Here is a 26112-nt window from a genome sequence, read left to right as displayed (position 1 = left end):
TACTCCTAAGGGCCCAGTACTAAGGCATAAGTTCAGACGGCATTTATATAGGGTCTAATAAAGCAAGTAATAAGACGATATACCTGAGGGTTCTTTAATGCAAGTACTTGTGTTAATAATTTGTTGTTTTTGTGTTGTGAATGAAAAAAGGGGTGAAATGGACTGGCACGGCTCAATAGCAGTGATGTAATCCGGTTGGAATAATACCAACCGGGAACGACCTTTTAGTACCTGTGTGAACTATGATAACAAAGCTTAGTCTGGCTTAAGCATCCGCTTTAATATCTTGCCGACGGGGGACTTAGGCAGTGTATCAATCACCTTGATTACCTTGGGAACTTTATATGCAGCTAAGTTTCTCTGGCAATGCGCAAGGATAGTCCCGGTATCAAGTGTGTTGTCCTTAAGTACAACAAAAAGTTGAACTGTCTGATTTGAATCCTGGGTTTTGCCTCCTACGACCGCGCACTCCAGCACGCCATCCATCAGGTTAACGACGTGTTCTATTTCAGCCGGGTAAACATTGAATCCGGATACGATCAGCATGTCTTTGATACGGTCAACAATATACACAAAGCCGTCTTCATCCACCTTTGCAATATCGCCAGTGGCCAACCAGCCATCCTTGAGAACAGCGTCCGTTGCACCGGGGTTTTGCCAATACCCCTGCATTACCTGATTGCCTTTAAGGTGCAATTCTCCTCGTTCTCCCACACCCAGACTCTGTCCTTTATCGCCAACAATTTTAATCTCTACCCCATCTACCGGTTTACCCACTGAACCTTCTCGCCGACATTGCTTACCTCGGTTCACAATCACGCCGGCCGATGATTCGGTTAATCCGTATCCTTCATTAATTTCGCAGCCAGTTAATGCCTGCCAGCGTCTGGCGATACTTAAATCAAGGGCCATGCCTCCTGAAAGTGTGAACTTCAATCCTGAAAAATCTAATTTCTTAAACTGCTCGTCCTGGCACAGGGCGCTGAATAAGGTATTGATGCCAACAAAAAGGCTAAACGGAACCTTTTCCAGAGCGGCGGTAAAAGCTTTAATATCCCTGGGATTAGTAATCAGAACGCTGGTCACACCATAGGCCACACCTAACACTATATGGGCTACGAATGCGTACACATGGTAAAGCGGCAGGGGAGCCACAAAGGTTTCATTGCCTGGCTCAAAGATCTCAGTGGCATCCCAGAAACCCCGGGCAGCAGAAATAAGGTTCCTATGGGTTAGTATTGCGCCTTTAGATAACCCTGTCGTGCCACTTGTGTATTGCAATAGCGCCATATCGTCGGCTTTGGCACTCACTGGCTGGAACTGACACTTACTGCCTTGTTGCAGCGCCTCCTGAAAATCAACAGCACTGATACTCTGGGGCTGATGGGTTGGTGGGACATTGCTCAGGCAAACAAGTGTCGAAATATCGGTTTCACTGACAAAAGAAGAGACCAGTTCAACAGAGGAGCTCAGCAGAATCAAAGCCTTAGCCCCGGAATCTTTATAAATATGAGCAAGCTCACTTTTTGTGTATAAGGGATTGATGTTGACCAAAACCAAGCCGGCCCGCAGTGCGCCCCAGGCCACTATTGGATAAGCAATGCAATTTGGTAGCTGAATCGCGATGCGATCACCCGGGCTGAGATGGGTGTGAGTTTGCAGATAAGCCGCAAAATGCTTTGAGCTTTGCTCCAGCTCAGGATAAGTCAGGTTCTGCTTGTCGCATGTAAAGGCAACATTCTGTTTAAACGTCTCGCAGCCTTGATCAAAAATTGATTGTAGCGTGTCAGTTACAGATGGATCCGTGCGGTCAGGATGGTTCATACTAGCCTCAGAAGTAAGTAAATAAAATGGTGATTCAGAATTGCTCGGGCGGAATGCCCATTAAACTCTCAGCGCCTGACTGAATGGTCAGTTTTAGCGTTTCGGTACGAGGCAGTATGCGCTGGAAATAGAAACGGGCCGTGTTAATTTTGCTTAAATAGAGGCCCGTATCCGTTGCACCTGAGTCGAGCTTTTCAAGTGAGACCAACGCCATTCTGGCCCAGAAATAGGCTAAAATCGTGTAACCAGACAACATCAGAAAGTCCACCGACGCAGCACCCAACTCTTCCGGATCCTGTGCAGCTGAATGACCAATGAGTTCTGCCAGCTTAAGCCACTGTGTCGTCGCTTCCTGTAAAGGTTGAATGAACTCCTGCATACCGTTATTCGTTTTTTGCGATTCACAGAAATCAAAAATAATTGTGCTGAAGTTTTTTAACAGTACACCTTTAGAGCCAAGCACTTTTCTGCCGATAAGATCTAACGCCTGTATTCCGGTAGTGCCTTCATACAGTGTTGAGATTCGGCTGTCCCGTTGATTCTGCTCCATTCCCCATTCGCTTATATAGCCATGCCCACCAAATATCTGGACACCATGATGGGCCGCTTCGCATCCCAGCTCTGTCATAAAACCCTTACAGACAGGGGTTAATAATGCTAAAAACTGTCCTGCCTGGATCCGGGCTTCTTCTGTTTTGCCGTGTTCAGACACATCTAATTGTTGAGCCACATAATAGGCAAAAGCGCGAAAACCCTCAGCGAAAGACTTAATAGTTAACAGCATCCGGCGAACATCAGGATGAACAATAATAGGATCAGCCGGGCCATCCGGGTTTTTTGCCCCGCTGAGCGAGCGCATCGCTAACCTTTCCTTTGCATAGGGCACTGCACCCTGATAAGCAACCTCTGAATGAACCAGCCCCTGTAATGCTGTGGTTAAACGTGCCGAGTTCATGAAAGTAAACATGGCTTGGAGCCCTTTATTTGGCTCACCAATAAGATATCCGGTTGCGCCATCAAAATTCATCACACAGGTGACAAAGCCATGTACCCCCATTTTATGTTCAATGGAGCCGCAATTAACCTTGTTTCTCTCTCCCAGGCTCTGGTTCTCATTGACCAGGAACTTTGGAACCACAAACAGAGAAATGCCTTTAGTGCCGGAAGGGGCATCAGGCAGACGTGCCAGCACGATATGCACGATGTTTTCGGCCATATCATGCTCGCCACAGGATATAAATATTTTGGTTCCCGTTAAGCGGTACTCATTGCCGCAGACCGGTGTTGCTTTGGTTTTAAGCTGTCCTAAGTCAGAGCCACAATGGGATTCGGTCAGACACATGGTTCCAGTCCATTGGCCACTGACTAAATTGGGTAAGAATTGCTCTTTCAGCTTGTCATTGCCGTGACTCATCAATGTCTTGATTGCGCCTTCCCTCAGGCCTGCATAACCAGACCATGCCACGCAACTGCTGCAGATTAATTCACTCACCACGATATTCAATGACTCCGGTAAGCCCTGGCCACCATAAGGCTCCGGCATCGCAAGAGCAGGCCAGCCTCCTGCACAGTATTGCTGATAGGCTTCTTTGTATCCGGGTGGGGTGGTAACGCCGTCACTACTCCATTGACATCCTGCCTGGTCGCCTATGACATTAAGGGGGGAAATCACGTTCTCTGAGAACTTTGCAGCTTCTTCTATGATGGCTGTCTGGGTTTCATCGTCTATTTCAGTATTGATATTCAGGCCTTTGTAGTGCTCTGAAAAGCCAAGTAAATCCTCCATGACAAAGCGTATGTCCCGGAGTGGTGCTTTATAGGCGGGCATATTGTCACCTCCGTTATAATAAAGAGCGAATGAAGATAATCAGGCACTGTTGCCCTTTTATGCATTTCACCAAAAGTAGGTCTCTTAATGAAAGTAACAATAAATTAACAGGTTTTTTAAAGCAAGTATGATTTAAATTAATATTTCTGGAGAGATTTCTTGTTGGTCTGATGGATCTTGTATCATAGGGTGGAAAGATGAGTTGAGTCCGATCAGAACGCAAAGGTCTGACACCAGGGACTGATCAACAGGGCAAGTAATTCAGTTGATAAAGTAGTAAAATGCGGCAACTTGCATAGAGTCTGCGGCTGGCGGATTATTCGATCAAAAAAGCCATTTCAGGCGATTATAATGCATGTTGCTGATTAGCTTGTAACTGCCTGAGGTAAGTGAAACTTTACTCTATCAACTTGTGGTTTCTTGCGACAGACACCGCAAACAATATCGACTTCCAGATCATGACCGCAGGTTGTATGAAGTAATTTATAGGGGTGGGCCACAGGTGGCATATAATCAAGTACCCATTGACGCAAGGTTATTGTCAATGGATAGAGAGATTTGCCTTTTTCCGTTAACCGATACTCCATTCGAGAGGGATTGACGCGGTACTCTCTGCGCGAAAAGATCCCCATCTCTACCAGTACCTTGAGACGGTCTGCCAGAATGTTGGTCGCGATGCCGAGATTATTGAGGAAATCATCATATCGGGTCAGACCCACAAATGAACCGGCCAATACCAGAGTCGTCCATCGATCGCCGATAATGTCCACCACATGAGTCAGTGAAACGTCCACATCCTGTGGTACTTTCGCGCGTGTACGCCGTTGCCCACCCCAGCTATCAGGTAAGCTTACGGGGTTATTGATCTCAGCGCCTTCTGAGACTTTCACCCGCTCAACATCATCAAAGTGGAGGTTTTTATTGCAGTGACGGCATATGCATTGGGGATTTAGCGGATGTGAATATTTACCTTTGTGCACAAGTAGTGTCGGTATGGCTTTGTCTGTTGGTGCCCATTCAGACTCCCATTGCCATAACATTAATGCCCAGGGGTAAAGTGACAGACCTTTTTCTGTCAGTCGATACTCATATCGTGGCGGTTTGCTCTGGTACTGTTGTTTACGTAAGAAACCCTCAGAGATAAGGAACTCGAGTCGGTTGGATAATGTTCCTCTCATTATGCCGCTGTGGGCTCTGAATTCGTTAAAGCGATGCCTGCCGAGAAAAACATCCCGCATAATCAGAATTGTCCAGCGGTCACCAAGCACGCTGAGCCCTCTTGCGACCGGGTTTGTTGCTATTTTACTTATTACATTCACAAATGATATTCCTTGACTACAAAGCCAGTCTGCCATTAAACCTTTAAAAATGCTCAAGCGAATTATGGGTTATAATCCAGGGTATAGCCACGGGCCTGTAAAGGTAAGGTATTAATATGAAAGCGGCTAATATAATGTTTTTCAGCCAGCTAATTATATTTATGATGATGTCATATGCTTATCAAACCGTGTCATTAATGTTAGCTGAAGACTGATAGCCACCCCTGACCTGAAATTGACCTGTCCTTGCATCGTAGATAATGCCTACAGCTTCTGTTGTAGTTAGTTTACCAAACAAATGCCAGTGCACACTATGTTTGACCAGACTCTCCTTCAGTTAATTCTTCTTGCGACAGCATTCTCCTGCACGGAAACGATAACCTATGGACACCAGTACTCTCCGTGATGATTGCTGTTTTCGCCTCAATTCTGATTACCTATCAGGCCACTTTCAGCCCCGCCTGATTGAGTTACCGGAGCAGGAACTCGACGCCATCCTGGCGATAAAGGCACGCTTTAAAGACGAGTGATCTTGCTGTGGCTGAGCATCAATAAATCATCTGGGACTCTGGCATCATGCCTGCGCCGAAAAGGTTGCGGATAAAGCGTCACTGACCCGCTTAAGGACAGAATCAACCCTATATGGCTGCTACTAAATTCCCGCGTTTTTCAATCCCAGTATAAGCAGGCGGCGATCCAGCCAGGCCTTATATCCATCCACTTTACCCAGTTGCATGCGCTGCAATAACGGGGCGTAGTCTTTGCCAGCTGAGCCGAAAATCAGAGCCTGAAATAAGGTTTTCACTTTACCAAAGCGGGTTGAAGTGCGGGTTTTCAGGAGCTTCAGGGCTTTACCTATCTTTAACTCATCGTCTGTAAAGTCACAGCCAAAGGGAAAGGCCGGGAACAGCGCATTTTGTTGAAAATCCTCCAGGATTCGTTCTATAGCTTGTGGCGTATTGTTTCGCCACTGTGCCGGTAAGCTGAAATTCTGAGCGACTTTACCGGCCTTTTGCGCCTGTTTTAATAATTCTGGCTGGAATCTTGAGTCGGCAATGCGGATTAACGCCAGGTAAACCTGCTCGTCGGCTTTTCCGCGCAGATCGGCGATGCCGTACTCGGTGATGACGATATCACGCAGGTGCCGCGGTACAGTGCAATGCCCATAGGAAAATAATATATTGGAGAGCGTTTTGGCGCCTGAGGTGCGGGTGCTGCGTATGGTTAGTATGGAACGGGCGCCTTCAAGTTCATGGGCCATGGCGACAAAGTTGTATTGTCCGCCAACGCCGCTTACTACCCTGCCATCTTCCAGCCCGTCAGACACTGCGGCGCCATCCAGTGTGCATTGCATCGCTGAGTTAATAAAGCGGCCGGCAACCCGCTGCGCCACTTTAAGCCGCTGATTGCCAAAGCGGTGATCGTTAAGATCGTTAATATAATTAACGCTGGTCATGCAGATAAGCCGGCGTTGTTCACCGGTCAGTTGCGCCAGTTTGTGATAAAAATCTCTGGGTCCAAGATAAAACCCGCCATGCATGATGACACCCTGTTGTAAACGGGGATCATCGCTGCGTTTGGGATCTAAAACCCCCTGATTGATCTGCTCCTGTAAGCCGGCGTCGGGATAAACCTTCCGGCTCAGGATGCCTGCTTCCAGCAGATGGATAAAACCATCCATCATCATTTCGCTGCAACCATACAGGCCTTTTTTAAACGGGGCTGTACCGCCGCATTCTTCAGCGACCGGAAAACGGTCGGCCACCTTAAGGTTACGGTAAAGCTGTTGCCAGTCGGCGTTGTTCTGATGCCGCAGGCAGGTGCTGTAGATTAATGCAGAGCCTAATGAGCCAATACCGACCTGCAGGGTGCCACCATCTTTCAGCAGGCTGCTGGCATAGAAACCAATCAAATGATCCTGAGCGCTGATGGGAGCTTGCGGGGCGGAAAAAAGAGGATATTCAGTTTCCTTATTCTGCAGTACAAGATCAAACGTCGAGACAGCAACAGCAGCATCGGGACCAAAAAATGGCAGCTGGCTATTACACTCTGCTACCAGCGCGATCGGCTTGTCTTTGGTTTCTCTGGCGCGCAGATTCAGGAATAAATCCAGCGACAAATCAGGGTTACAACTGAGGCTGAACTGCTGCGGATAATCGGGATCCTCGTCGGGTGCGACCAGCTGGCCAACGACATTAACACCCAGGGCGATTAAATCACGCATCGCATGGGTGTAATTGGTGCAGATATACCGGCGCTGCTGTTCAGGGTGATGCAGAAAATTACCGGCCTGGAAGAAAAACTCTGAAACCTTAACGTTGTCGGGGAGTTGATGATTGAGCACATCTCTGGCGTACGCCAGTTCCGGTATATCGCCGTAAAGGCGTTCAACAAATGGATCCATAAAGCGTTTTTCAAGACTTTGGGAAGGCTTCGGCGCTACCAGTGACAGCGCAGTGACGATATGCAGTTCAATGGAAGGATCTTGTTTGGCGCGCTGATATAAGGCGTTCGCAAATTGAACCGGCTTGCCTAAACCGAGCGGCAGGCCCAGGGTAATATTTTTACCGACCCGCTGAATGATCAGGTCAACACATCTTTTGCTGTCTGAGACTCTTTGCGGGCGCTCATGGGTCATAGTGAAACTCTTTGTCTTTAGATACAGGCTATCAGCTTATCTGCTGCAGACAAAGCATATGAGCCTGGATAACAACTTTTCAATGCCGAGGTTATTATTGCCTTGCTACAAAACTCTTTGTCAGCCTGAACTGTAATTAAAAAGAGCGTTCCAGGCGAGCCATTAAGTCTTCATTATATGTCTTTACCATTAGTAATATGACATTGACATCTGGGGTAACCATCTTTAAGATAGTAATCTATTACTTTCTGTTTTTTTAAGGTTATTATGCCCCCAAAAACACACTTAACAGCGGAACAGCGACGTGAAAAAACTGTAGAAGCAGTGGTTGATTTATGCTCAGTAGAAGATCCTGCAAGCATAACAACCACTGAAATTGCCAAACGAATGAAGGTTACACAGGGCGCCCTGTTTCGACATTTTGTGAGTAAAGATGCCATTTGGGAATCTGTAATTGGCTGGGTAGCCAAACAAATAATGAAGAGACTTGAACACGCCAAGAAAGATGCAGCGACTCCTCTTGAGGCTCTAAAGGCGATGTTTTTTGCTCATATTGAGTTTATAAGGGAACATCCCGGGATCCCACGACTATTATTGGGACAATTGCAACACTCACGTTTAACACCAGCCCGGTTGATGGTCCGCAAGCTATTATCCGAGTACAGAGAAAATGTTGAAAAACAACTTGTTAGTGCGCAGCTTAATGGGGAATTGCGAAAGGACCTTAATATTGAGATTGCTGCTACTCAGTACATTGGAATGATTCAGGGCTTAGTGATTCAGTCACTTTTGACAGGTGATATGCAGTACGTTGTCCATCAGGCTCCCGGCGCGTTTGAGGTATTTTGCCAAGGAATTTGTGTTCCATCGGTGGAATGAAATAGTGAGTAGCACCCATGGCTTTGCTTGATAGTAAACGTTTGAATGTTCTTGCGGGACTGTTAGTGGGTATTGTTCTGATCACAGTGTTTATTATAACGGCACAATCCCCGACCAGGTTGACTCCAGAAAGATCAGTTACTGAAGTGCAAGTTATAGAAGCTCGTTCACTGCCATTTCGCATCGAAGCTCGCGGGCAGGGAGTAGCGCGGCCATCGCAAAGTTGGCAGGCGATTGCTAATGTTGAGGGAGAAATAGTTGAGCGTCACCCAGAATTAGAAGATGGCGCAATGCTTGTTGAGGGAACAAGATTATTAGTAGTAGATCCGAGTCGATATAAACTTGCAATCGCAGACGCAAGAGCAGACCTGCAAGGTCTTCAGACTGAGTTGGATAAACTGGATGCTGAAGAGGCTAATATTAGTCGATTGCTTGAATTGGAGAAAGAGCGGTTAGATTTATCTGAACATGAGCTCTCTCGTATAGAGAAGCTATTTCTATCAGGAACTGTTGCACGAGCCACGGTTGATGAGCAGAAACGTTTTACCCTCTCATTGCGTCAAGCCGTTGTATCACTCGAAAATTCACTTGCCATGTTGCCAATACGCCGCGAAAAAGCACGGGCACAATATGAGCGTTCATCCGTCCGTTTGGCTCAAGCTCAGCGCGATTTAGAAGATACTGTTTTCGTCGCGCCCTATGACCTGAGGGTTGGCCCTGTAAATGTTGAACTCCATCAGTTTGTAAGCAGAGGAAAGAACTTATTTGAGGTTGATAATCTTGCTGCTGTTGAAGTTGAGGCACGAATTCCTTTTTCAATGATGCGCCGTTTACTTGGTCATGCCACCACCCCGACTGGCAACTCCCAGAGAATCCAGGAGCGTATAGATTTCTCTCTGCTTGATGCAGAAATCGAACTAGTAGGCGCTGAAGACGTGCGCTGGCAAGGAAAAGTTATTCATGTTGCTAATGGCCTGGAGCCAAAAACCCGCTCAGTAAGAGTAGTTGTGCGGGTTGACGCTCCCTATCAGGAAATTCATCCTCTCGAGCGGCCGCCTCTCCAACGAGATGCTTATACCAAAGTACGTATTTCGAAAATGAGTAACAAGCCTTTATTAGCAATTCCTGCTAGTTCTGTGGTTCAGGGCAAAGTAATGGTGGTGGGCAAAGATAATCAGTTGGAACATCGTTCAGTGGAAGTCGCATTTGAACAGAGAGATCTGTTCGTTATTAGAGAAGGGCTTTCCCCCGGAGAACTGGTGATTGTTGATAAAATTTCTCCGGCAATCGAGGGAATGCTATTAGCTCCTTTGCGCGATCATAGTCTGGAAGAGTATGTTACTGCTCAGGCAATTGGTATACGGCCATGATCCGTTGGTTTGCCAGTCATCCTACTGCAGCAAATCTGCTGTTACTTTTACTCATCGCCGCAGGGCTTTTTGTGGCCCCAACACTAAAACGAGAGACATTTCCTGATTACCGGCCGACTGAAGTATCGATAGATGTTGCCTATAGAGGTGCCAGTGCTGCTGATGTTGAAGACGCTATTTGCCAACGGCTTCATGATGCGGCAAAAGGAGTTGATTATCTTGATGAGTTTTCCTGTATAGCACAAGACAATATTGCATCATCCGTTGCCACAATGAAGACCGGGGGAAATCCCCTGCGCTTTATTAATGAATTACAAACTGAAATTAATGCCATAGTAGATTTTCCGGCTAGTGCAGAAGATCCAATAATCAGAGAGCTGCATCGCAGCGATCTGGTAGCGGCGATCGCATTAACAGGAGATATGCCCCGCCGTCAGTTAGAAGACTACGCCTTATACCTTGAAAATAAGTTACTGTCCGTTGGCGGTGTTGCCGAAGTAAGTGTTCAAGGTATGTCACAGAGGCAGTGGCAGATTGAGGTTTCGAGAGAAGTACTGGGTCAGCACGGACTTTCTGCAAAGAATTTAGCGTTTCAGATTTCCACCCAGAGTATTGATTTACCCTTGGGCATATTAGAAACGCCGGACCGGGATCTCTTACTTCGCTTTACTGATCAGCGGCGTTCATTGTCAGAACTGGCGTCATTGATCATCGTTTCTGAACGTAATGGGGGGGAACTTGCGTTAGGAGATATAGCAACCCTATTGGAGACAAATGAACAACCGGAAGAGAAGATCCTTTTCAATGGTGAACGAGCAATAGTGCTGGAAGTTAAAAAATCACTACGAGATGACTCTCTTTCAGTAAAAAATTCGCTGGAAGAACTGATAACCGCAGAAACACATGAACATGATGGATTGATTGGACTGAGTATTACTCAGGATATGACCAGCATTGTACGTGACCGTTTGGAAATGTTAGTAGTGAATGGAATCATGGGTTTGGCATTAGTTGTGCTGGTTATGAGCCTATTCTTCCGGCCGAGATTTGCGATATGGGCTGTAATGGGGTTGCCGGCTGCTTTTATGGGAGCCTTTGTTGTGATGGCGCTCACCGGATTAACGTTGAACATGATTACGTTGGTAGCGCTGTTGATGGCTATTGGAATAGTCATGGATGATGCGATAGTTATTACTGACAATATTGCAGCTCATGCCCAAGAGTCATCAACAGCACTGGCAGCCGTTATCGCAGGTACACGCCAGGTATTGCCAGGGGTATTTTCTTCTTTTCTCACTACAGTTTCCGTTTTTGCTCCACTGGCATATCTCAGCGGAGAACTGGGGGCTGTACTTGAGGTTTTACCTGTCGTGCTGATTGCTGCACTGGCAGCGAGCTTGATCGAAGCGTTCTGGATTTTACCTCATCATCTACGAACCAGTATCGCTCAGGATGATAATTTAAGGAATTCCCGCTTTCGGGAATATTTTGACGGGATGTTCGAGGTTTTCAGAGAAAATGTAGGAAAGCTAACCGATCTTGCTATCTCTTTCCGATATCAATTGTTTGGAGTCATGCTAGCCATAATATTGGCGACTGCAGGTTTTATCGCAGGTGGACATATTGGCAATGAAGCAATGCCAGATATTGATGGTGATGTTGTAGAAGCGAGACTTCTGATGCCTCAGGGAACACCGCTGTCTCATACAGAATCTGTAGCAGCCCGAATAGAGCATGCGATGCGAAGGGTAGGGGAAAAATACCGGGACTTATATCCTGATTCATCTCCGCTAATCGAGGCTGTTCAAGTGCGTTTTAATTACAATCCCACAGCCCAGGAAGCCGGTACTCATGTCGTTACTGTTATTGTTGACCTTCTCAGTGCAGAACAGCGCAATATTAATTTGGATGAATTAATAATCGAATGGCAGGAAGAAATTGGGCAGATACCTGGAATGATAAGTTTGGTAATACAGGAGCCGGGTTTTGGTCCGGCTGGCATACCAGTGGAAATTCGTCTCCATGGCGATGATCTTCTGGCTTTGGATGTAGCATCTGAGGAGCTGATGAATCATCTAAAGACTTATACCGCCGTTTATAACGTAACAGATGACCTACATTATGGTAAGCCCCAGCGAACCTTCACTTTATTAGAGGGAGCCCATAGTTTGGGGCTTACGGCCCAGGAGGTAGCGTCTCAGCTACGTTCAGCTTTTCTGGGTGAAATGGTCGAAACTCAACGTATTGGAGACCATGATGTTGAGGTATTGGTGCGCCTGTCAGGAGCGGACAGAAATAGTTTGGATGATTTGGCAGACCAAACAATTCTGTTACCAGATGGTAACAGAGTACCTATTGAAGTTGTTGCGAAGCAGCATGAGTTCAGTGATTGGGCGCGCATCACAAGAATCGACGGACATCGAACGGTTACAGTGCAAGCAAATGTTGATGCGCGTTTATCCAGTGGACAAGCCATTGTGGAGAGTCTGAGTGAACAATGGCTGGAGTCTTTTCTGAAGCGGCACCCGGGAGTTGAGCTAACTTTTGAGGGCCAGGTATCACGTTCTTCTGAAACAGGTGGTTCTATTGGACGGGGACTGATGATTGGCCTGCTAGGTATATTCGTTATTCTTTCTTTTCAATTCCGCAGTTATGTCGAGCCCTTAATCGTTATGTTATCTATTCCTCTGGCATTCACAGGTGCTTTGTGGGGCCATGTGCTGATGGGATATTATATCTCGATGCCATCGCTAATTGGCGCAGCATCATTGGCTGGTATTGTGGTTAATAATGCCATCTTACTTATTCATTTTATTAAAGTACGCCGTCGACAAGGCGCAGATGTGTTGACGGCTGCCGGACAGGCCAGCAGAGACAGATTGAGGGCAATTCTTATTTCTTCCAGTACAACAATAGCGGGATTGTTGCCGTTGCTGGCTGAAACCAGTACTCAGGCGGCGGCAATCAAACCGTTAGTTATCTCAGTTGTGTTTGGCCTCCTCAGTGCTACGGTGTTAGTCATAGCAGTCATTCCTGCGCTGTATGTATTAATACATGATTTAGGATGGACCTCTGATACAGAAGAAAGAGAGCTTTCTTCTGAGTGAAAAGAATACTCTCGTCTCCATTCATAGGCCATCCTATCGCTTGTTATAAAAGTGTTCCAAAAATTCTTCCCGGAAATTCTGGTGGCAGGCCAGACATTTAGTCTGCAAAGTCGAGAAGGACTCAATGACGGCTTGGCCATTTCCTAGTTTTGCTGCACTTTCCATTGCCTTGGCCGCATCATGAGTTTGTTTGTCAAATTCTTTGAATTTTCCAGCATCACTGCCAACAAATGACAGAATGCGCATTTTTTCCCCAATTGGAGGTTGCGGGTGTTCAGCGATTTGTAGCGCAATTTCAGCTACTCGCAACCATTCTTCACGTGAAATGGCATCAGTGACCGACTGCATATCTTTTCCAAGTTCATTCATAATCTTTCGCAGTGCCATGGATTCTCCATCAATGGAATTTTTAGCTTCGGACAGCGACACTGTTGAGAAAATAATTCCAATCACTGCTGTGGTAGCGATAATATTTCTGAGTAAAGATTTTTGTTGCATAACAGTTCCTTAAGTCATTTTTAATAATGTTAAGTCAAGTACTAGCGTTCCGGTTTCGAAAGATTTTGACAGGCTAATGCTTTATAGTAAGATAGTAACAAATTACTATCTTACTGAGTAGCCTTATAATGATCTCTTATTCGGAACAACGGTCTGGCGAGAAGCGATGTAGCCTGGAGGTTGAAAACCGGGCAGAGATGGTCAGATACTCAGCGCGGTTGTTTCGTTTGCCGGACATGGCTGCACAATCTTTATCAACTCTGTTATCTCCAATAAAGGCAGGTCGAAGACTGCATCAATTATCGCGCTTACTCGATATGGAGGTCTTCCTTAAAGAATCTACTGGCATGGCTATGAGATGGCTTGTGCAACCGTCGTTTTCGGAAGGTGTCACACGAAGCAGTATTGAATCACCAAAGGTCTTGGTGATTATCAGGCGCGGTATAGGGAGCAAACACTGATGCATCTTCCTGTTCAGCGTCGCACTCTGGCACTCTTAGCGGTGATTGTACCTCTTCTGGTCCTGCTCGTTTATGTTGCCCTAAGAACAGGTCCATTATCACCAGTACCTGTAACTGAGGCCAGGGTTGAGTCGCGCGAGATCCATCCGGCTTTATTTGGAATTGGTACAGTAGAGGCGCGTTATACCTACAAGATTGGTCCCACATTTGCCGGGAGGGTAGGGCAACTGGTTGCTCAGGTGGGGGACTATGTTCAAGCCGGTGATGTGCTCGGCGAAATGGAGCCGGTTGATCTTGAAGATCGAGTTAGATCACAGGAGGCTGCAGTCAAGCGTGTGGAAGCGGCAATAACTGAGGCCATAGCAAGGCACACCTTTGCTCAGACCCAGGCCCGGCGCTATGAAGATTTGTATGCGGCGCGTTCAGTCAGCGAAGAAGCATTAACGATAAAACGCCAGGAACTGGCTATTGCAGAAGCCGTACTCGCAGCGGCAAGGGCAGATCTTGCCCGGGCTCACTCGGAGCATGATGCGCTGGTTGCACAGAGACGCAGTCTGTATCTGATTGCACCGGTTGATGGGGTTGTCACACAGCGTAGTGCTGATCCGGGTACAACCGTTGTTGCAGGCCAGGCCGTGGTGGAGCTTATTGATCCCGACAGTTTATGGATCAACGTACGTTTTGATCAGGTTAGTGCGGCGGGTCTAGCCGCAGACCTGCCCGCTACCATTGTTCTTCATTCACAAAATGGCCAGGGTTTTAGCGGTCGCGTGCAGCGTGTGGAAATGAAAGCAGACGCGGTCACCGAGGAAATTCTGGCCAAGGTGATTTTTGATCAGATTCCTTTGCCCCTGCCCCGGCTCGGTGAACTCGCGGAGGTAATGGTCGATCTGCCAGCATTACCAGCAAGCCCTTTGATCCCGAACGCAGCAATACAGCGTCAAGGCAATCAGTCTGGCGTCTGGCAAATTATTAACGACAAGCCTGTATTCATCCCGGTCATACTCGGGCGTTCAGAGCTTGACGGTGATGTGCAAGTACTTGAGGGGATTGAAGAAGGCGACCGGATTATCGTTTACAGTGAAAAGGCGCTTGATGCTCATAGCCGGATTCATCTTGTTGATCGGATTCCCGGAGTATCAAAATGATTAGCCTGGCAGGCCGCGATATCCTCCATTCCTGGGGACAATTTGTCTTCACCGGTTTTGGTCTGGGTTTGCTTATTGGCGTTACACTGGTCATGGCCGGTGTCTACAGGGGAATGGTGGATGATGGTAAGGCGTTACTGGACAACAGTGGTGCCGATCTGTGGGTGGTGCAGAAAGATACACTTGGGCCTTACGCGGAATCTTCCAGTCTTAACGATGACTTGTATCGTGTCATCCTCGCTATGCCGGGTGTTGCCAGTGTCGCAAACATAACCTATCTGACCATGCAGGTGCGTAAAGGAGAACGTGACGTGCGCTCTATGGTGGTCGGTGTGGCGCCGGGTGGTACGGGCGCCACGCCAGGCTGGCCACCCTATCTGGTGGCAGGTCGGCAAATAACCCGCGGACATTATGAAGCGGTAGCCGATATTGCTACAGGCTTTAATATTGGTGACAAAATTCGGATCCGCCGCAATCATTATCTGGTGGTGGGGCTGACCCGGCGCATGGTTTCGTCCGGCGGTGATCCTATGGTTTTCATTCCACTAAAAGACGCCCAGGAAGCCCAGTTTCTGAAAGATAACGATGCCATCTGGCAAAGCAGACGTCGTACCGAGGCCAACCCTGCTTTTAATCGTCCCGGTGCGCCTGATGTGTTGGATGCTGTTATCGCAAGTCAGTCCAGCAGTAATTCTGTCAATGCAGTCCTGGTGCGTATTGACTCTGGTGCTAATCCTGAAGAAGTCGCAGAGCCAATACGCCGCTGGAAGCGTTTAACGGTTTATACCCGGTCGCAAATGGCAGACATTCTCATTGGCAAGCTGATTGCAACTTCATCCAAACAGATTGGCATGTTCCTGGTCATTCTTGCCGTTGTCAGTGCGGCCATCGTCGCCTTCATCATCTACACCCTGACCATGGACAAAATACGCGAGATAGCCGTGTTAAAGCTAATCGGCACTCGCAATCGTACTATTGCAGCAATGATTATGCAGCAAGCTCTTGCCCTTGGAGTGATTGGCTTTGCTGTTGGCAAGATTACTGCCACCTTTGCGGCACCGCTATTTCCCAAATATGTGTTGTTGATGCCGCAGGATTCCATTACAGGATTCCTGGCTGTATTACTGATTTGCGCTATGGCGAGTGTCATTGCTATCCGTATGGCTCTTAAAGTGGATCCCGCTGAGGCGATTGGAGGTTGACGTGAGCAGCAAAGGAATACAGATCGAAGGTTTAAGCAAACGCTACGGCAGCGGCAATACGGCCGTCGATGCGCTGAAGAACGTCAACATGCAAGTAGCACCAGGTGAGGTAGTAGGTTTGATCGGACCGTCCGGCTCAGGCAAAAGTACCTTGCTGAAATCTCTGGGTGCAGTGATTGACCCTAGCGCCGGGCGCATGACGCTGGGCGATAAAGTCATTTTCAACGAAGGTTGGCAAGTTCCCGACCTGCGTGCTCTGCGTCGAGATAAGATTGGCTTTGTGTTCCAGGCACCTTATTTAATTCCTTTCCTAGATGTTACCGACAATGTTGCGTTACTTCCGATGCTGGCGGGAATGCCGAATAGTGAGTCTCGAAAGCGAGCGCTTGAGCTGCTTACTGCTCTGGATGTGCAGCACAGGGCTCAGGCAATGCCCTCGCAGCTTTCCGGCGGAGAGCAGCAAAGAGTGGCTATTGCGCGCGGCCTGGTCAATCGTCCGCCGGTTATCCTGGCCGATGAGCCTACTGCGCCGCTGGATTCAGAACGCGCTATGGCGGTTATCCGCATCCTTAACGATATGGCGCAGCAATACCAAACGGCCATTATCGTTGTTACTCATGATGAGAAAATTATTCCGACCTTCAAACGTATTTACCACATACGCGATGGAGTAACTCATGAAGAAGCCGGTGAAGGCCGGGGATTTGACTAACCCAGAATTATAAAGGAAAGCGCATGGCGAAAGGTAATGCAAGCGGGAGGCTAATCCAAGTAATTGCAATAATAGCTATTGGCTTCGGCGTGCTGACCATCAAAGAAGGAGGGATGGTTTTGTTTGATATCGGGGCGGCTCGCACTGCTGCGGGTAACTACGTGCCGTTCGTACTCTGGTTCAATTCTATGGTCGGGTTCGCCTACGTTTCAGCAGGTGCCGGGCTATGGCTGGGTCGACGCTGGGCAGTATGGCTGGCTGTGGGGATTGCTGTTGCAACGGTGGCAACTTTCTCTGCATTAGGTATCCACATTTACAGCGGTGGCTCCTTCGAAATACGCACGCTGGTTGCAATGAGCCTGCGAACATCCGTGTGGATCATTATTTCAGCTTTGAGTTGGCGCTTTATCGTCCTGGGTGCATAGGAGACTCAATGAAGTCAGTTTTCTGGCAGTTGCACGGGAAGTGACTGGTTCCTGCTATCTGAATGAACCGGCAGATAGCCGTTTCCTGGTGGACTGCGCCATGGTGCAGACCGGGAAAATGTTGCGGGTGCTGGAAGCCTTTTATAATGGAAAATCGCCAGAGTCGGAATCTATGTCAGAGTGAACGTGAGAATGACGACACGCATGTTGATGTTTAAAATGCTGGTGATGCTTATCTTCTCAGGTCACCTTGCGCCAGCCCTGGCGAAAGAAGTTATGGTCGGCAGCGAGCTGGCAGGAAAGTGTCCCGCAAGGGATATTCCAAAATTTCGTGGAGGGACGGTAAGACTGGAAAACGATTTGTTTGTTGGTACCGATCAGAATTATACCAGCGGCGTCGGGGTTACTCTGGTTTCACATGATATCTCAGGAAAACTTAGGGCTAAGTGTCTGCCGGCACCAGTCTGGTTGCATGCACAACTAATACAGTTGTTAAACCCCGGTTTCTGGGCCGATGCGGCTGAACCAGCTGTGACTCAGAATGTGGTCGCCAAGTTCGGTCAGTCTATGTACACGCCAGAGGATTACTCCAGGTCTGACCTAATTGCGGATGACAGGCCCTATGCTGGTCTGCTTTACGTGGGACTGGCCTGGAATCGTCGCAGACTGAATGAGCACCTTGACGGGGAAGTGCTCGACACACGCGAACTCACTTTGGGCATAATCGGTCCGTGGTCGTTGGCGGAACAATCGCAGAAGGTGGTTCACGATGCGATAGGTTCGAATAGGTTTCTCGGATGGGAACATCAGCTCAGAAACGAGCCAGCATTGCAGGTGGCATTGGATCGTAAATATAAAGAATTTCGCGGCACAGGAGCCATCCTTCCTGGCTTTAATAGTGAGGTTATCCGTTCAGTAGGAGTGCGGATTGGCAATATTGAGACCTCAGCCACTATGGGAATAGAAGGGCGTTTAGGCTGGAACTTACCGAACGACTTCGGTAGCTATCCAATACGACCCGGTGCGGAGAACCGTCCACCATCTGTTGCCACCAGGTTGGGTAGGTCTGCTAAAGCAGCTCTTTATGGCGTGCATTTCTTCGGAATACTGGAAGCCAAGGCAATCGCCTGGGACTTTTCGCTGGATGGAAACCTGTTTGCCACTAGCCATAGCGTGAAGCGACGGCCCTGGGTCGCCCAGGCGGTAATCGGTCTGAGCATGCAGGGAACTGCTGCCGGACATGGCTACAGGTTAGCGGTTATGCGGGTGCATCGGACAAAAGAGTTTGAGGAACAAGGTGTGGGTCAGACCTATGGTTCCATCTCCTTAAGTGTCGAGTTTTAGAGTGCGGCTATCAGTTGTCGGAACTTTCGCAAACCATTCCTGGAGCATTTCTATGGTTAACATGAGAAAGAGATATGGCATTGTCATCAATGGCAGACGAACCGGGTATCTCCAAAGCTGGCGAGTGCTGGGGTTAGCTCTAACTGTCGGGCTCGCAGGCTGTACCGCCGGACCTGATTTTCAACGCCCTCAGGCTCCTGAGGTGACACGCTATACGACAACATCGATTGATACCCGAACCAGAGGAGCCGTTACAACAGTTGCTGGAGAACAGCAATTTATTACGGGCATGCAAGTGGATGAGCGATGGTGGCGTAGTCTGAAATCCCCCACGCTTGACAGATTGATCGAGGAAGCTCTTTCTTTCAGCCCGTCGCTGATGTCTGCCAAGGCCACATTGCGTCAGGCTAAGGAGATCTATTCGGCTCATGCGGGCTCGACACTTTATCCCCAAGTGGATGCTGGCTTGAGTGTTCAGCGTCAGCGTATGAATCCAAATATTCCGGGGCTGGACGGGGATGCAATGAAATTCAGCCTTTACGACGCCAGTGTTGGTGTGCGTTACAGCCTTGATCTCGCGGGTAGTAACCGAAGGACACTGGAAGCGCTGGCTGCTCGTGTAGATTATCATCGCTACGAATTTCAAGCTGCACAGCTGGTTCTGGCGGGTAATATCGCTACTGCAGCCATAACCCGGGCAAGGCTCGCAGAACAGATCGAATCCATGGGTGTCATCCTGCAGAACCTTGAAGAGCAGGTGTATCTTGCCAGAGAACGTTTACGCTATGGTCAAGCGGCGCCGGATGAGGTATCTGCAAAGAAAATCCTGGCGGAGCAGAAACGTGCGGAATTACCAACGTTACGTAAGCAAATGCAACAAACCGAGCATTTAATCGCCGTCCTCGCTGGACGTGCCCCGGGTGAGCATGGGCTCCCTGAATTCAAGCTGGCAGATTTCGCCCTGCCTGCCGAGCTGCCTTTACTAATTCCTTCTGAGTTGGTGCGCCACCGTCCGGACATTAGGGCATCAGAGGCTCTATTACACGAGGCTAATGCCAATTATGGTGCGGCCATCGCTAAGCTCTATCCACAAATTAATCTGAACGCTAACCTCGGAAGCCAGGCTATGACGACCGCTAGCTTGTTCAGCAGCGGTTCGAGTGTATGGAACCTGGTTGGACAACTGACCCAGCCTTTATTTAACCGGGGACTTCCAGCTGAAAAGCGTGCAGCACAAGCTGCTTTTGACGCGGCTACCGCTAACTATCAGAGTGTTGTGCTGGAGTCTTTTCGTAATGTTGCTGATGTGTTGAGAGCAGTGGAAAATGACGCTCAGGCACTGGCTGCAATGGACGCTGCGAACAATGCAGCTTGTGATTCCCTGCGTTCTGTTGAGCAACAATACCGATTTGGCTCGGCCAGTTACGTGCAGTTACTCATAGCCCGGCAGCAGGCACAACAGACCCAGCTGGCGCGGGTGGCAGCCCAGGCACAACGACTGACAAACAGTGTGGCTTTGTATCAGGTGATTGGTGCGGGATGAAGTGACTTGCTAGGTAAATGACTGTAAACGTATTGAGAGAGTATTATTTATAGCGTTCTCAACTACTGAAAATTTCCGCCACGGAATGGGTACAAAAGACCCGTTAGTAATATCAACCAGATACGAAGGTGGGATTGACATGGAGCTGCAAACATTTAAGATAGTAAACTATTACTATCTTAAATGTTGATGTGATGAAACTTGAACAACTACGTGTATTCAAAGCGGTTGCGGAATATGGCTCTGTTAGAAATGCCAGCGTCAGACTATACAAGTCAGCTCCTTCAGTCAGTGCGGCTATAAAATCACTGGAAGACAGTATAGGAATACAACTATTTTCCAGAGACGGTTACAGATTAAGCTTAACCGGCGAAGGGACTACCTTCCTGGCTGAAGCAAAAAAATTGCTAGAATCCGCGGACGCTCTGAAACGGTTCCCTGCAAAAATTCCTGGTGAGACCAAGATGGAATACGAAATAGTATATGATGCATCATTGAGTCGATTTCAGATATTGAAGTTAGCTGACTTTCTGGATTTTAATTTCCCTCAACTTGCGTTGACATTCACCACATTACATCCACAATCTGATATGTACGACCTATTTTCAAAAAGTATATGGGATCTTGCAATATTGCCATTAAGTAAAGTCATTTCCAATCGCCAAGCGCTACCAAATGAATTAGTCATGAGAACTTTTTCTAAAGAGCGTTTCTATGCGATGTGCAGCTCCGCTTATCAAGGTGTTTTAAAAAGTGAGAAAGAAAATAAACTAGATTTTGAAAACGAGACTCAGATAGTGTTCGAAGAAAATTCGTACGATCCAGAAGGAGATGACGAGAAGCCTATTTTGTCCCGGAAAACAATATCAGTAAATGATATGGAAACAAAATTAAACCTTATTGTTAAAGGAAAGGGATGGGGGTTTCTTCCAGCGGACCTTGTATCCAATGATGTGTCCAAAAATACACTACTAAGATTGGAAAGCGGCGAACTGAAATCGTATGCAATAAATTACTATCTGATTATGAACCAGAATGGGAATTCATGTGACGCCTCTCGAAAAATCTGGAAATCAAAACTATGATACAAATAAATCATACAGTTTCTTTTGTTAAATATCTTATAGATTTCATTCTAATAGCGCACAGTGTTATTAGACCAGTGTAACCCTCATTCTAATTGAACCAGATCGTATAATTGTGCTGACATAGCAATGTTGTTGTCTTGTGCTGAAAGTAAAGTTGTATTTTCATCTGTAGAGATCACTGTAAAGGATGAGCCCTCGACTTTACGAAGTAAGATCGTATCTGGCGGCAATATTGCTTTCCTAAACAAAGGAAACCTACTGCCAGTTTCAACGTTGTGTTTATTCCCTGAGTTAATGACATAATCACCATTCATTCTGAATACTATCTGTGAAAAAACTGGTTGACATGAGATTTCGGAGTCGATTTCACCAACTATCTCAATTAGTAAATCTATCAAAGATCTTCCATAATCGGATTGCCAAAAAACACTGCTGTTCAGATTTATTTTCCTAAATAAATCGAAATCCCATTCTGATTCAAAATGATAGGATTTTTCCATAATCACTAAACTTCTGAATACATCGACTACCAGTAACGAAAGTGTAAAGTTTCTAGCAATAAATTCTTCGTTTGTAAAGAGAGAGTCCTCATTGATTTCGAAGAGCGATAGATCTCTCACCATTCCAAAAATTACATATTGTGTGTCGAATCTGCGTGCAATGGTATCAGACTGACTCAGGACTTGTGTTCTATCGATACTATTTGACAATGAGTTTCTGTTTAGTGCTACATTTGCTGCTAAAGCGACAGCATGATCTGAGCGGACGTTAAACTGATCTGAAATCCTATTTGTAATGTGATGACCTAAGGAATATATTTTCCCGATCGAAGCCTGCCGAGGTTCAGATATTTGAAAATTCGTTACCAGGACTTTTGTTTTATAACCGTTTTCTCTGCAATTATTATAGTCACGGATTTTTACCCTTATATTAACTGAGAGAATATCGTTTTCGATTGACTCGCTTAATACTTCGATATTTTTAATGTTACTTCTGGTTGAAACCTTTAAGGTGCTGTTGCTAAGAACTCCGTTCATCAAAGAATCTTCTGCTGTGACTATTGCTCCTGCACTGTAAGAAGCGTCAGCGATAGCATTCTCTATGGCCAGTCGCCTGGCCTCCTCCAGCGGAGCACCAGATATTTTCACCCGGCCCTTTCCTTCAATCCATTCGGGCACTGCAGCAGAGATACTATGAGAAATAATAATTACAAAAAAGAATAATGTTTTCATAAATTTTTATTCGAAAAATGATAGTATTTTGCTAATGAGCCCTCTGTCTTGATTGTCCATCAGTCGACCTTTTCCACTATATTCTATTAGTGGATTGCCAATATTTGTCGATGCTATAATGTTGTCTGGAGAAATGTCTGCAATACGTATTTCTCCTGAAACTCTAATGTATTCGTCTCCTTCATTAAGTTTTATCCATTTTTCACCTGAAACTAATAGGTTCCCGTTATGAAGTATCTCATTAACAAAAACGTTTATTTCACCTTTTAAGTAGTTCTCTTGTTTAGAGTTGGACTTACTATCAAACTTACTATCCTGCTTGTGACTCATGCTCACATCTCCTCTCCTCACGTTCAGCGAGCCAGCATTAATCTCAAGTGGGCGGATATCCATCTGGTCTGATTTTTCGTTGGCTAAATTCTGTGTTTTATAAGCTTCAGTTCTTTCCATTAAAGTGACCTTTATCATATCTCCTATATTATAATTTTCTTTCTTGTGAAGGACGCCGTTATAACTGTCTGGATTAAATAGAGAGCCGGGATATACTTGCATGCTCTCTGTGTTTCTGATGTGAATAGGTGAATAGTCAGGGTGATTTCTATTCTTGATTTTTTCTAGATTACTAAGCTGCTTTTTTGATGATATCTCTGTAGCCTTGGCTGAATCAGTGTTGGGGTATTGAATAGATTTGCAAGATGCTACGACTAAGCAAGTCATTAATAGTAATCCAGTTTTTATAGTCATCATGGTACTTCTCAAGTTTTTGGAGTTATTCAAGGTAGTCTGTGTTCATAGTTTATTTAGTATCAAGAATATTTTCAGACAGATTTCTTCCCGTTACTGCGGTCGATATCATGTCAGCAGCTGAGAATGCCAGACCAATGTTTCCTGCGAAAAGATAACTACCCAGAAAACTGCTAAACGCACCTATTTCAGTGTCACTACCATTACCATATAGGTCTGAAATAATGGGAATATGATTGAGCGGATTGAAAGGCTCCAGTAGATCCTTTGTGTCCAGACCATCTTTTCCAAATAGAAAGCGCTCTGTCATGCTAGTCACGGTAAGGTTCGTTGTAGTATCACTTGGCTCTTTACTTTTCTCAGCGAGATTTGGGGAGGCGAGCGAAGCCATTAATGCGTTTTCCAGCGTTCTCTGTAGGTTCGATATGTCTTCTGTACCAATTTTATTATTAACAGATCCTGCAGCATTGGGACTAATATGTTTTTCTCCATTATTTTCAAAACATGAGCATTGCTTATCGACCCGGCTGCCATTTATACCACTTTGATCAACGAAGAAGTTTAGAAGGCTACCAAAGGTATCCTGTGTTCCTGACTCTTCTGGTGCGCGATTTTGTCCCGCAGTTTTACTGGCGCTATTGATACTGTCCACTCCGAGATCTGATGTAATCTCCGATTGCCTAGAATAGCCGTTCACCATACTAAGTCACCTGGTTATTTTTAAGATTTTATAATACTCATTATCTGAAGAAGAGATGTAATCATTTAACTAATGAAATGTATTTAAAATCCTAACAGTAAATTCAATTGGAACTTATTATAATTGTTCGATGTTGTGACTTCCTGATCTATAAAGACGCTGTCGAACTTGGGATTGGCTGGTTTTATAATTTTGGTGACGATTATATCTGAACTTTAATCAGGTTCTAATGACAAAGGTTTTTCCGTGAAGTTGTGTTTTTAAGGATATTAAATGTTGTTAAATTTAACAAATTATTTTTATTGTAAAGTTTTTATTTCAGTTGGTTTTTCTGTTTTCTTTCTCTCCGGATGTGGTTCCGACACAGAAGATTCTGGCTTTATTGATTTCTATAATGCGTCTGCGAATTCTCCTGCCGTCCACCTGACTCTCGATGAGGATCTGGATGATGATGACGATGACGAAGTTGAGATAACCTATGGCGCAGTCAGGTATGGTAAAACATTAAAGAATCAGTCGGTTCCATCTCAGAAGTACTATTACGAACTAGCGTGGCAGGATGATGAGGATAGTAAGTTGAGAAAGGATCTTGATCTTATTTCCGAAGGTCAGCTTAGTGTCAGAGATGATGAGATTACTTTGGTCGTAATGAGTGGGGATCTACCACACCAGGATGCCACGGTATTTAATATTCCAATAATCGATGATGATGACGATCAGGACGATGATTTGTTCAATCTGAGGTTCCTTAATGTTGTTGATTATGATAGCCCACTTGATATATATATATCTGAGCATGACGAAACCTTTTCTGAAGCAAAATTTGTTACCAGTATTCATTATCTTGACTTAAGCGATAATTTTAAGTTTGAAGAAGATAGATATATATTCTATATCACCGAACCTGGTAAGAGTGAGGTGATTTTTGAGTCAGAAGAAATATCCTATCCTTACACTAATCAATATGTTCTTTCTGTCAGGCGCAACCCTGGTGTCGGGTCTTCCCCATTTGTGATGGACAATATTGGCAGCACACGAGTTAATGAGTATCAGGCTGTAGATGACGAGGCTAAGATTAGATTCTATAATGGCATTCAACGAAACCAGTTAATGGAAGATTACAATGGTTCCATTTCTTTAACATCAGATATTTCTGAGCTCGATGTTCCGTTAGCAAGCAATTTGTCTATTGGAGAGTTTTCCGACCAATTCGTGGTCAGAAAAGGCGACTATCATGTAAGTCTTATGGACGGGGAGACTAATGAAGTACTGTTGGCTAATCAGTTGGTTACTATACCGAAAAACACGGATCGGACCGTATTTTATTATTTAATAGAAGAGTGGGTTGATGATGATGAGGACGGTGATTTCGACGAAGATGGAGATGGTGTCGTTGACGAAACAGAAGCAAAAATAAAGACAATAATAGTACAGAATAGTACAGCAAGAAGGGTTCAGGAACATGAGATTAAAATGTTAAATCTCGCATACTCTGAGGATTTTTCTCGTGTCACATTTTATTTTGTTAAAAATGACGAGATTGTTGAGACTGCGGGAACTAAGAGGCAAACTAATATTGGCACATCAACTACCGCCACATTACTAAACAATACATACGAAGTTTATGTGATAGCGTGGATAGATAATAATGAGATCATACTAGATAGTCTATTGCTTACACTAAACGAGGAGTCCCCTGAACTATACCTTTTGCTAGAGATTGATGAGCACGCTCCGACTGGTTATAAAATGTCATTACATAACCAATTGAATGGTGACTGAACTTCTTGAAAACTTAACCCAGTGTGATTAACGATCAATATTTCATCCTGCTTTTTTCGTTGAAATACAGATTGATTAAGGTCAAAAGCCCAATTTAGCCGTTGGTCCGCGAAAAATGTATCTCCAGCGGCTAAAATACGGTTCTCATTACCGGCTATGCTATAGACAGTGTTTCTATGAGTATAGGTTCTATTGCATGTTCTCTCAGGTCGAGAGACTACAAAACCAGCGAGTTTCAGTTCATAACCACTACTGTACCTACAACTAA

Annotated in this window: 20 protein-coding genes; 12 read left to right on the top strand and 8 right to left on the bottom strand. The window is 45.9% G+C overall.

The window, feature by feature from the left end:
* Positions 1-255: 255 nt before the first annotated feature.
* From AT746_RS17435 to AT746_RS17425, 3 genes are all read right to left on the bottom strand, one after another.
* On the bottom strand, positions 256-1824 hold the full coding sequence (locus tag AT746_RS17435; protein ID WP_062483055.1) for an AMP-binding protein: 1569 nt from the start codon (positions 1822-1824) through the stop codon (positions 256-258).
* A gap of 34 nt (positions 1825-1858) precedes the next feature.
* Positions 1859-3652, bottom strand: a complete 1794-nt coding sequence (locus AT746_RS17430) for an acyl-CoA dehydrogenase C-terminal domain-containing protein (protein ID WP_062483052.1) — start codon at positions 3650-3652, stop codon at positions 1859-1861.
* Positions 3653-4017: 365 nt separating this feature from the next.
* On the bottom strand, positions 4018-4971 hold the full coding sequence (locus AT746_RS17425) for a winged helix-turn-helix transcriptional regulator (RefSeq protein ID WP_062483049.1): 954 nt from the start codon (positions 4969-4971) through the stop codon (positions 4018-4020).
* Between the two features lie 383 nt (positions 4972-5354).
* On the opposite strand from AT746_RS17425, the gene AT746_RS19870 reads away from it, so the two are divergent.
* Positions 5355-5501 (top strand): hypothetical protein, encoded by a 147-nt coding sequence (locus tag AT746_RS19870; RefSeq protein WP_156413736.1) that lies wholly within the window; start codon positions 5355-5357, stop codon positions 5499-5501.
* A 122-nt stretch (positions 5502-5623) separates the two neighbouring features.
* Here the strand turns inward: AT746_RS19870 and AT746_RS17420 are convergent, their stop codons facing one another.
* Entirely contained in the window at positions 5624-7609 is a 1986-nt protein-coding gene (locus tag AT746_RS17420) for an acetyl-CoA hydrolase/transferase C-terminal domain-containing protein (RefSeq protein ID WP_062483046.1), read from the bottom strand.
* A gap of 267 nt (positions 7610-7876) precedes the next feature.
* Here AT746_RS17420 and AT746_RS17415 point away from each other — a divergent pair, with 267 nt between their 5' ends.
* The 3 genes from AT746_RS17415 to AT746_RS17405 are packed head-to-tail and all read left to right on the top strand — an operon-like array spanning position 7877 to position 12965.
* On the top strand, positions 7877-8488 hold the full coding sequence (locus AT746_RS17415) for a TetR/AcrR family transcriptional regulator (RefSeq protein ID WP_062483043.1): 612 nt from the start codon (positions 7877-7879) through the stop codon (positions 8486-8488).
* A 17-nt stretch (positions 8489-8505) separates the two neighbouring features.
* Entirely contained in the window at positions 8506-9858 is a 1353-nt protein-coding gene (locus tag AT746_RS17410; RefSeq protein ID WP_062483040.1) for an efflux RND transporter periplasmic adaptor subunit, read from the top strand.
* Complete coding sequence (locus AT746_RS17405; protein ID WP_062483037.1) at positions 9855-12965, top strand: efflux RND transporter permease subunit; 3111 nt, start codon at positions 9855-9857, stop codon at positions 12963-12965. The genes AT746_RS17410 and AT746_RS17405 overlap by 4 nt, the downstream gene beginning before the upstream one ends.
* 33 nt (positions 12966-12998) lie before the next feature.
* Here the strand turns inward: AT746_RS17405 and AT746_RS17400 are convergent, their stop codons facing one another.
* Positions 12999-13463 carry a cytochrome c gene (locus AT746_RS17400; protein WP_062483034.1) on the bottom strand — a complete coding sequence of 155 codons (465 nt, stop codon included), beginning with the start codon at positions 13461-13463 and terminating at the stop codon, positions 12999-13001.
* A 460-nt stretch (positions 13464-13923) separates the two neighbouring features.
* Here AT746_RS17400 and AT746_RS17395 point away from each other — a divergent pair, with 460 nt between their 5' ends.
* From AT746_RS17395 to AT746_RS17360, 7 genes are all read left to right on the top strand, one after another.
* Positions 13924-15072, top strand: coding sequence for an efflux RND transporter periplasmic adaptor subunit (locus tag AT746_RS17395; RefSeq protein WP_062483031.1), 1149 nt, complete (start codon positions 13924-13926; stop codon positions 15070-15072).
* On the top strand, positions 15069-16274 hold the full coding sequence (locus AT746_RS17390) for an ABC transporter permease (RefSeq protein WP_062483027.1): 1206 nt from the start codon (positions 15069-15071) through the stop codon (positions 16272-16274). The genes AT746_RS17395 and AT746_RS17390 overlap by 4 nt, the downstream gene beginning before the upstream one ends.
* Position 16275: 1 nt before the next feature.
* On the top strand, positions 16276-16986 hold the full coding sequence (locus tag AT746_RS17385) for an ABC transporter ATP-binding protein (RefSeq protein ID WP_062483024.1): 711 nt from the start codon (positions 16276-16278) through the stop codon (positions 16984-16986).
* 23 nt (positions 16987-17009) lie between these two features.
* Positions 17010-17411, top strand: a complete 402-nt coding sequence (locus AT746_RS17380; RefSeq protein WP_062483021.1) for a hypothetical protein — start codon at positions 17010-17012, stop codon at positions 17409-17411.
* 192 nt (positions 17412-17603) lie between these two features.
* Entirely contained in the window at positions 17604-18755 is a 1152-nt protein-coding gene (locus AT746_RS17370) for a lipid A deacylase LpxR family protein (RefSeq protein ID WP_156413779.1), read from the top strand.
* Between the two features lie 52 nt (positions 18756-18807).
* The gene (locus tag AT746_RS17365; protein ID WP_231730967.1) at positions 18808-20298 is read left to right on the top strand and encodes an efflux transporter outer membrane subunit; all 1491 of its coding nucleotides are present in this window, start codon (positions 18808-18810) and stop codon (positions 20296-20298) included.
* A 194-nt stretch (positions 20299-20492) separates the two neighbouring features.
* On the top strand, positions 20493-21383 hold the full coding sequence (locus AT746_RS17360; protein WP_062483015.1) for a LysR family transcriptional regulator: 891 nt from the start codon (positions 20493-20495) through the stop codon (positions 21381-21383).
* A gap of 86 nt (positions 21384-21469) precedes the next feature.
* On the opposite strand, the gene AT746_RS17355 is transcribed toward AT746_RS17360, so the two are convergent.
* The 3 genes from AT746_RS17355 to AT746_RS17345 are packed head-to-tail and all read right to left on the bottom strand — an operon-like array spanning position 21470 to position 24062.
* The gene (locus AT746_RS17355; protein ID WP_082633328.1) at positions 21470-22618 is read right to left on the bottom strand and encodes a flagellar assembly protein T N-terminal domain-containing protein; all 1149 of its coding nucleotides are present in this window, start codon (positions 22616-22618) and stop codon (positions 21470-21472) included.
* 6 nt (positions 22619-22624) lie between these two features.
* Positions 22625-23365, bottom strand: coding sequence for a flagellar basal body L-ring protein FlgH (locus AT746_RS17350; protein ID WP_082633327.1), 741 nt, complete (start codon positions 23363-23365; stop codon positions 22625-22627).
* A 49-nt stretch (positions 23366-23414) separates the two neighbouring features.
* Entirely contained in the window at positions 23415-24062 is a 648-nt protein-coding gene (locus AT746_RS17345) for a hypothetical protein (RefSeq protein ID WP_062483004.1), read from the bottom strand.
* Between the two features lie 273 nt (positions 24063-24335).
* Here AT746_RS17345 and AT746_RS17340 point away from each other — a divergent pair, with 273 nt between their 5' ends.
* A complete protein-coding gene (locus AT746_RS17340; protein ID WP_062483000.1) occupies positions 24336-25844 on the top strand; it encodes a hypothetical protein in 1509 nt (502 codons plus the stop codon).
* The last annotated feature ends 268 nt before the right edge of the window (positions 25845-26112 follow it).

It is taken from the genome of Lacimicrobium alkaliphilum, from assembly GCF_001466725.1.
Lineage (GTDB): Bacteria > Pseudomonadota > Gammaproteobacteria > Enterobacterales > Alteromonadaceae > Lacimicrobium > Lacimicrobium alkaliphilum_B.
This window is presented reverse-complemented; position numbering and strand designations above follow the sequence as displayed.

What these genes read in the sequence shown, in the direction of transcription:
- AT746_RS17405 (WP_062483037.1), top strand. Translation starts at nt 9,855, where the DNA reads ATGATCCGTTGGTTTGCCAGTCATCCTACTGCAGCAAATCTGCTGTTA.
- AT746_RS17390 (WP_062483027.1), top strand. Translation starts at nt 15,069, where the DNA reads ATGATTAGCCTGGCAGGCCGCGATATCCTCCATTCCTGGGGACAATTT.
- AT746_RS17370 (WP_156413779.1), top strand. Translation starts at nt 17,604, where the DNA reads ATGACGACACGCATGTTGATGTTTAAAATGCTGGTGATGCTTATCTTC.
- AT746_RS17345 (WP_062483004.1), bottom strand. Translation starts at nt 24,062, where the DNA reads ATGGTGAACGGCTATTCTAGGCAATCGGAGATTACATCAGATCTCGGA.
- AT746_RS17435 (WP_062483055.1), bottom strand. Translation starts at nt 1,824, where the DNA reads ATGAACCATCCTGACCGCACGGATCCATCTGTAACTGACACGCTACAA.
- AT746_RS17380 (WP_062483021.1), top strand. Translation starts at nt 17,010, where the DNA reads ATGGCGAAAGGTAATGCAAGCGGGAGGCTAATCCAAGTAATTGCAATA.
- AT746_RS17420 (WP_062483046.1), bottom strand. Translation starts at nt 7,609, where the DNA reads ATGACCCATGAGCGCCCGCAAAGAGTCTCAGACAGCAAAAGATGTGTT.
- AT746_RS17350 (WP_082633327.1), bottom strand. Translation starts at nt 23,365, where the DNA reads ATGATGACTATAAAAACTGGATTACTATTAATGACTTGCTTAGTCGTA.
- AT746_RS17415 (WP_062483043.1), top strand. Translation starts at nt 7,877, where the DNA reads ATGCCCCCAAAAACACACTTAACAGCGGAACAGCGACGTGAAAAAACT.
- AT746_RS17395 (WP_062483031.1), top strand. Translation starts at nt 13,924, where the DNA reads ATGCATCTTCCTGTTCAGCGTCGCACTCTGGCACTCTTAGCGGTGATT.
- AT746_RS17340 (WP_062483000.1), top strand. Translation starts at nt 24,336, where the DNA reads ATGTTGTTAAATTTAACAAATTATTTTTATTGTAAAGTTTTTATTTCA.
- AT746_RS17360 (WP_062483015.1), top strand. Translation starts at nt 20,493, where the DNA reads ATGAAACTTGAACAACTACGTGTATTCAAAGCGGTTGCGGAATATGGC.
- AT746_RS17355 (WP_082633328.1), bottom strand. Translation starts at nt 22,618, where the DNA reads ATGAAAACATTATTCTTTTTTGTAATTATTATTTCTCATAGTATCTCT.
- AT746_RS17400 (WP_062483034.1), bottom strand. Translation starts at nt 13,463, where the DNA reads ATGCAACAAAAATCTTTACTCAGAAATATTATCGCTACCACAGCAGTG.
- AT746_RS19870 (WP_156413736.1), top strand. Translation starts at nt 5,355, where the DNA reads ATGGACACCAGTACTCTCCGTGATGATTGCTGTTTTCGCCTCAATTCT.
- AT746_RS17410 (WP_062483040.1), top strand. Translation starts at nt 8,506, where the DNA reads ATGGCTTTGCTTGATAGTAAACGTTTGAATGTTCTTGCGGGACTGTTA.
- AT746_RS17430 (WP_062483052.1), bottom strand. Translation starts at nt 3,652, where the DNA reads ATGCCCGCCTATAAAGCACCACTCCGGGACATACGCTTTGTCATGGAG.
- AT746_RS17365 (WP_231730967.1), top strand. Translation starts at nt 18,808, where the DNA reads ATGGTTAACATGAGAAAGAGATATGGCATTGTCATCAATGGCAGACGA.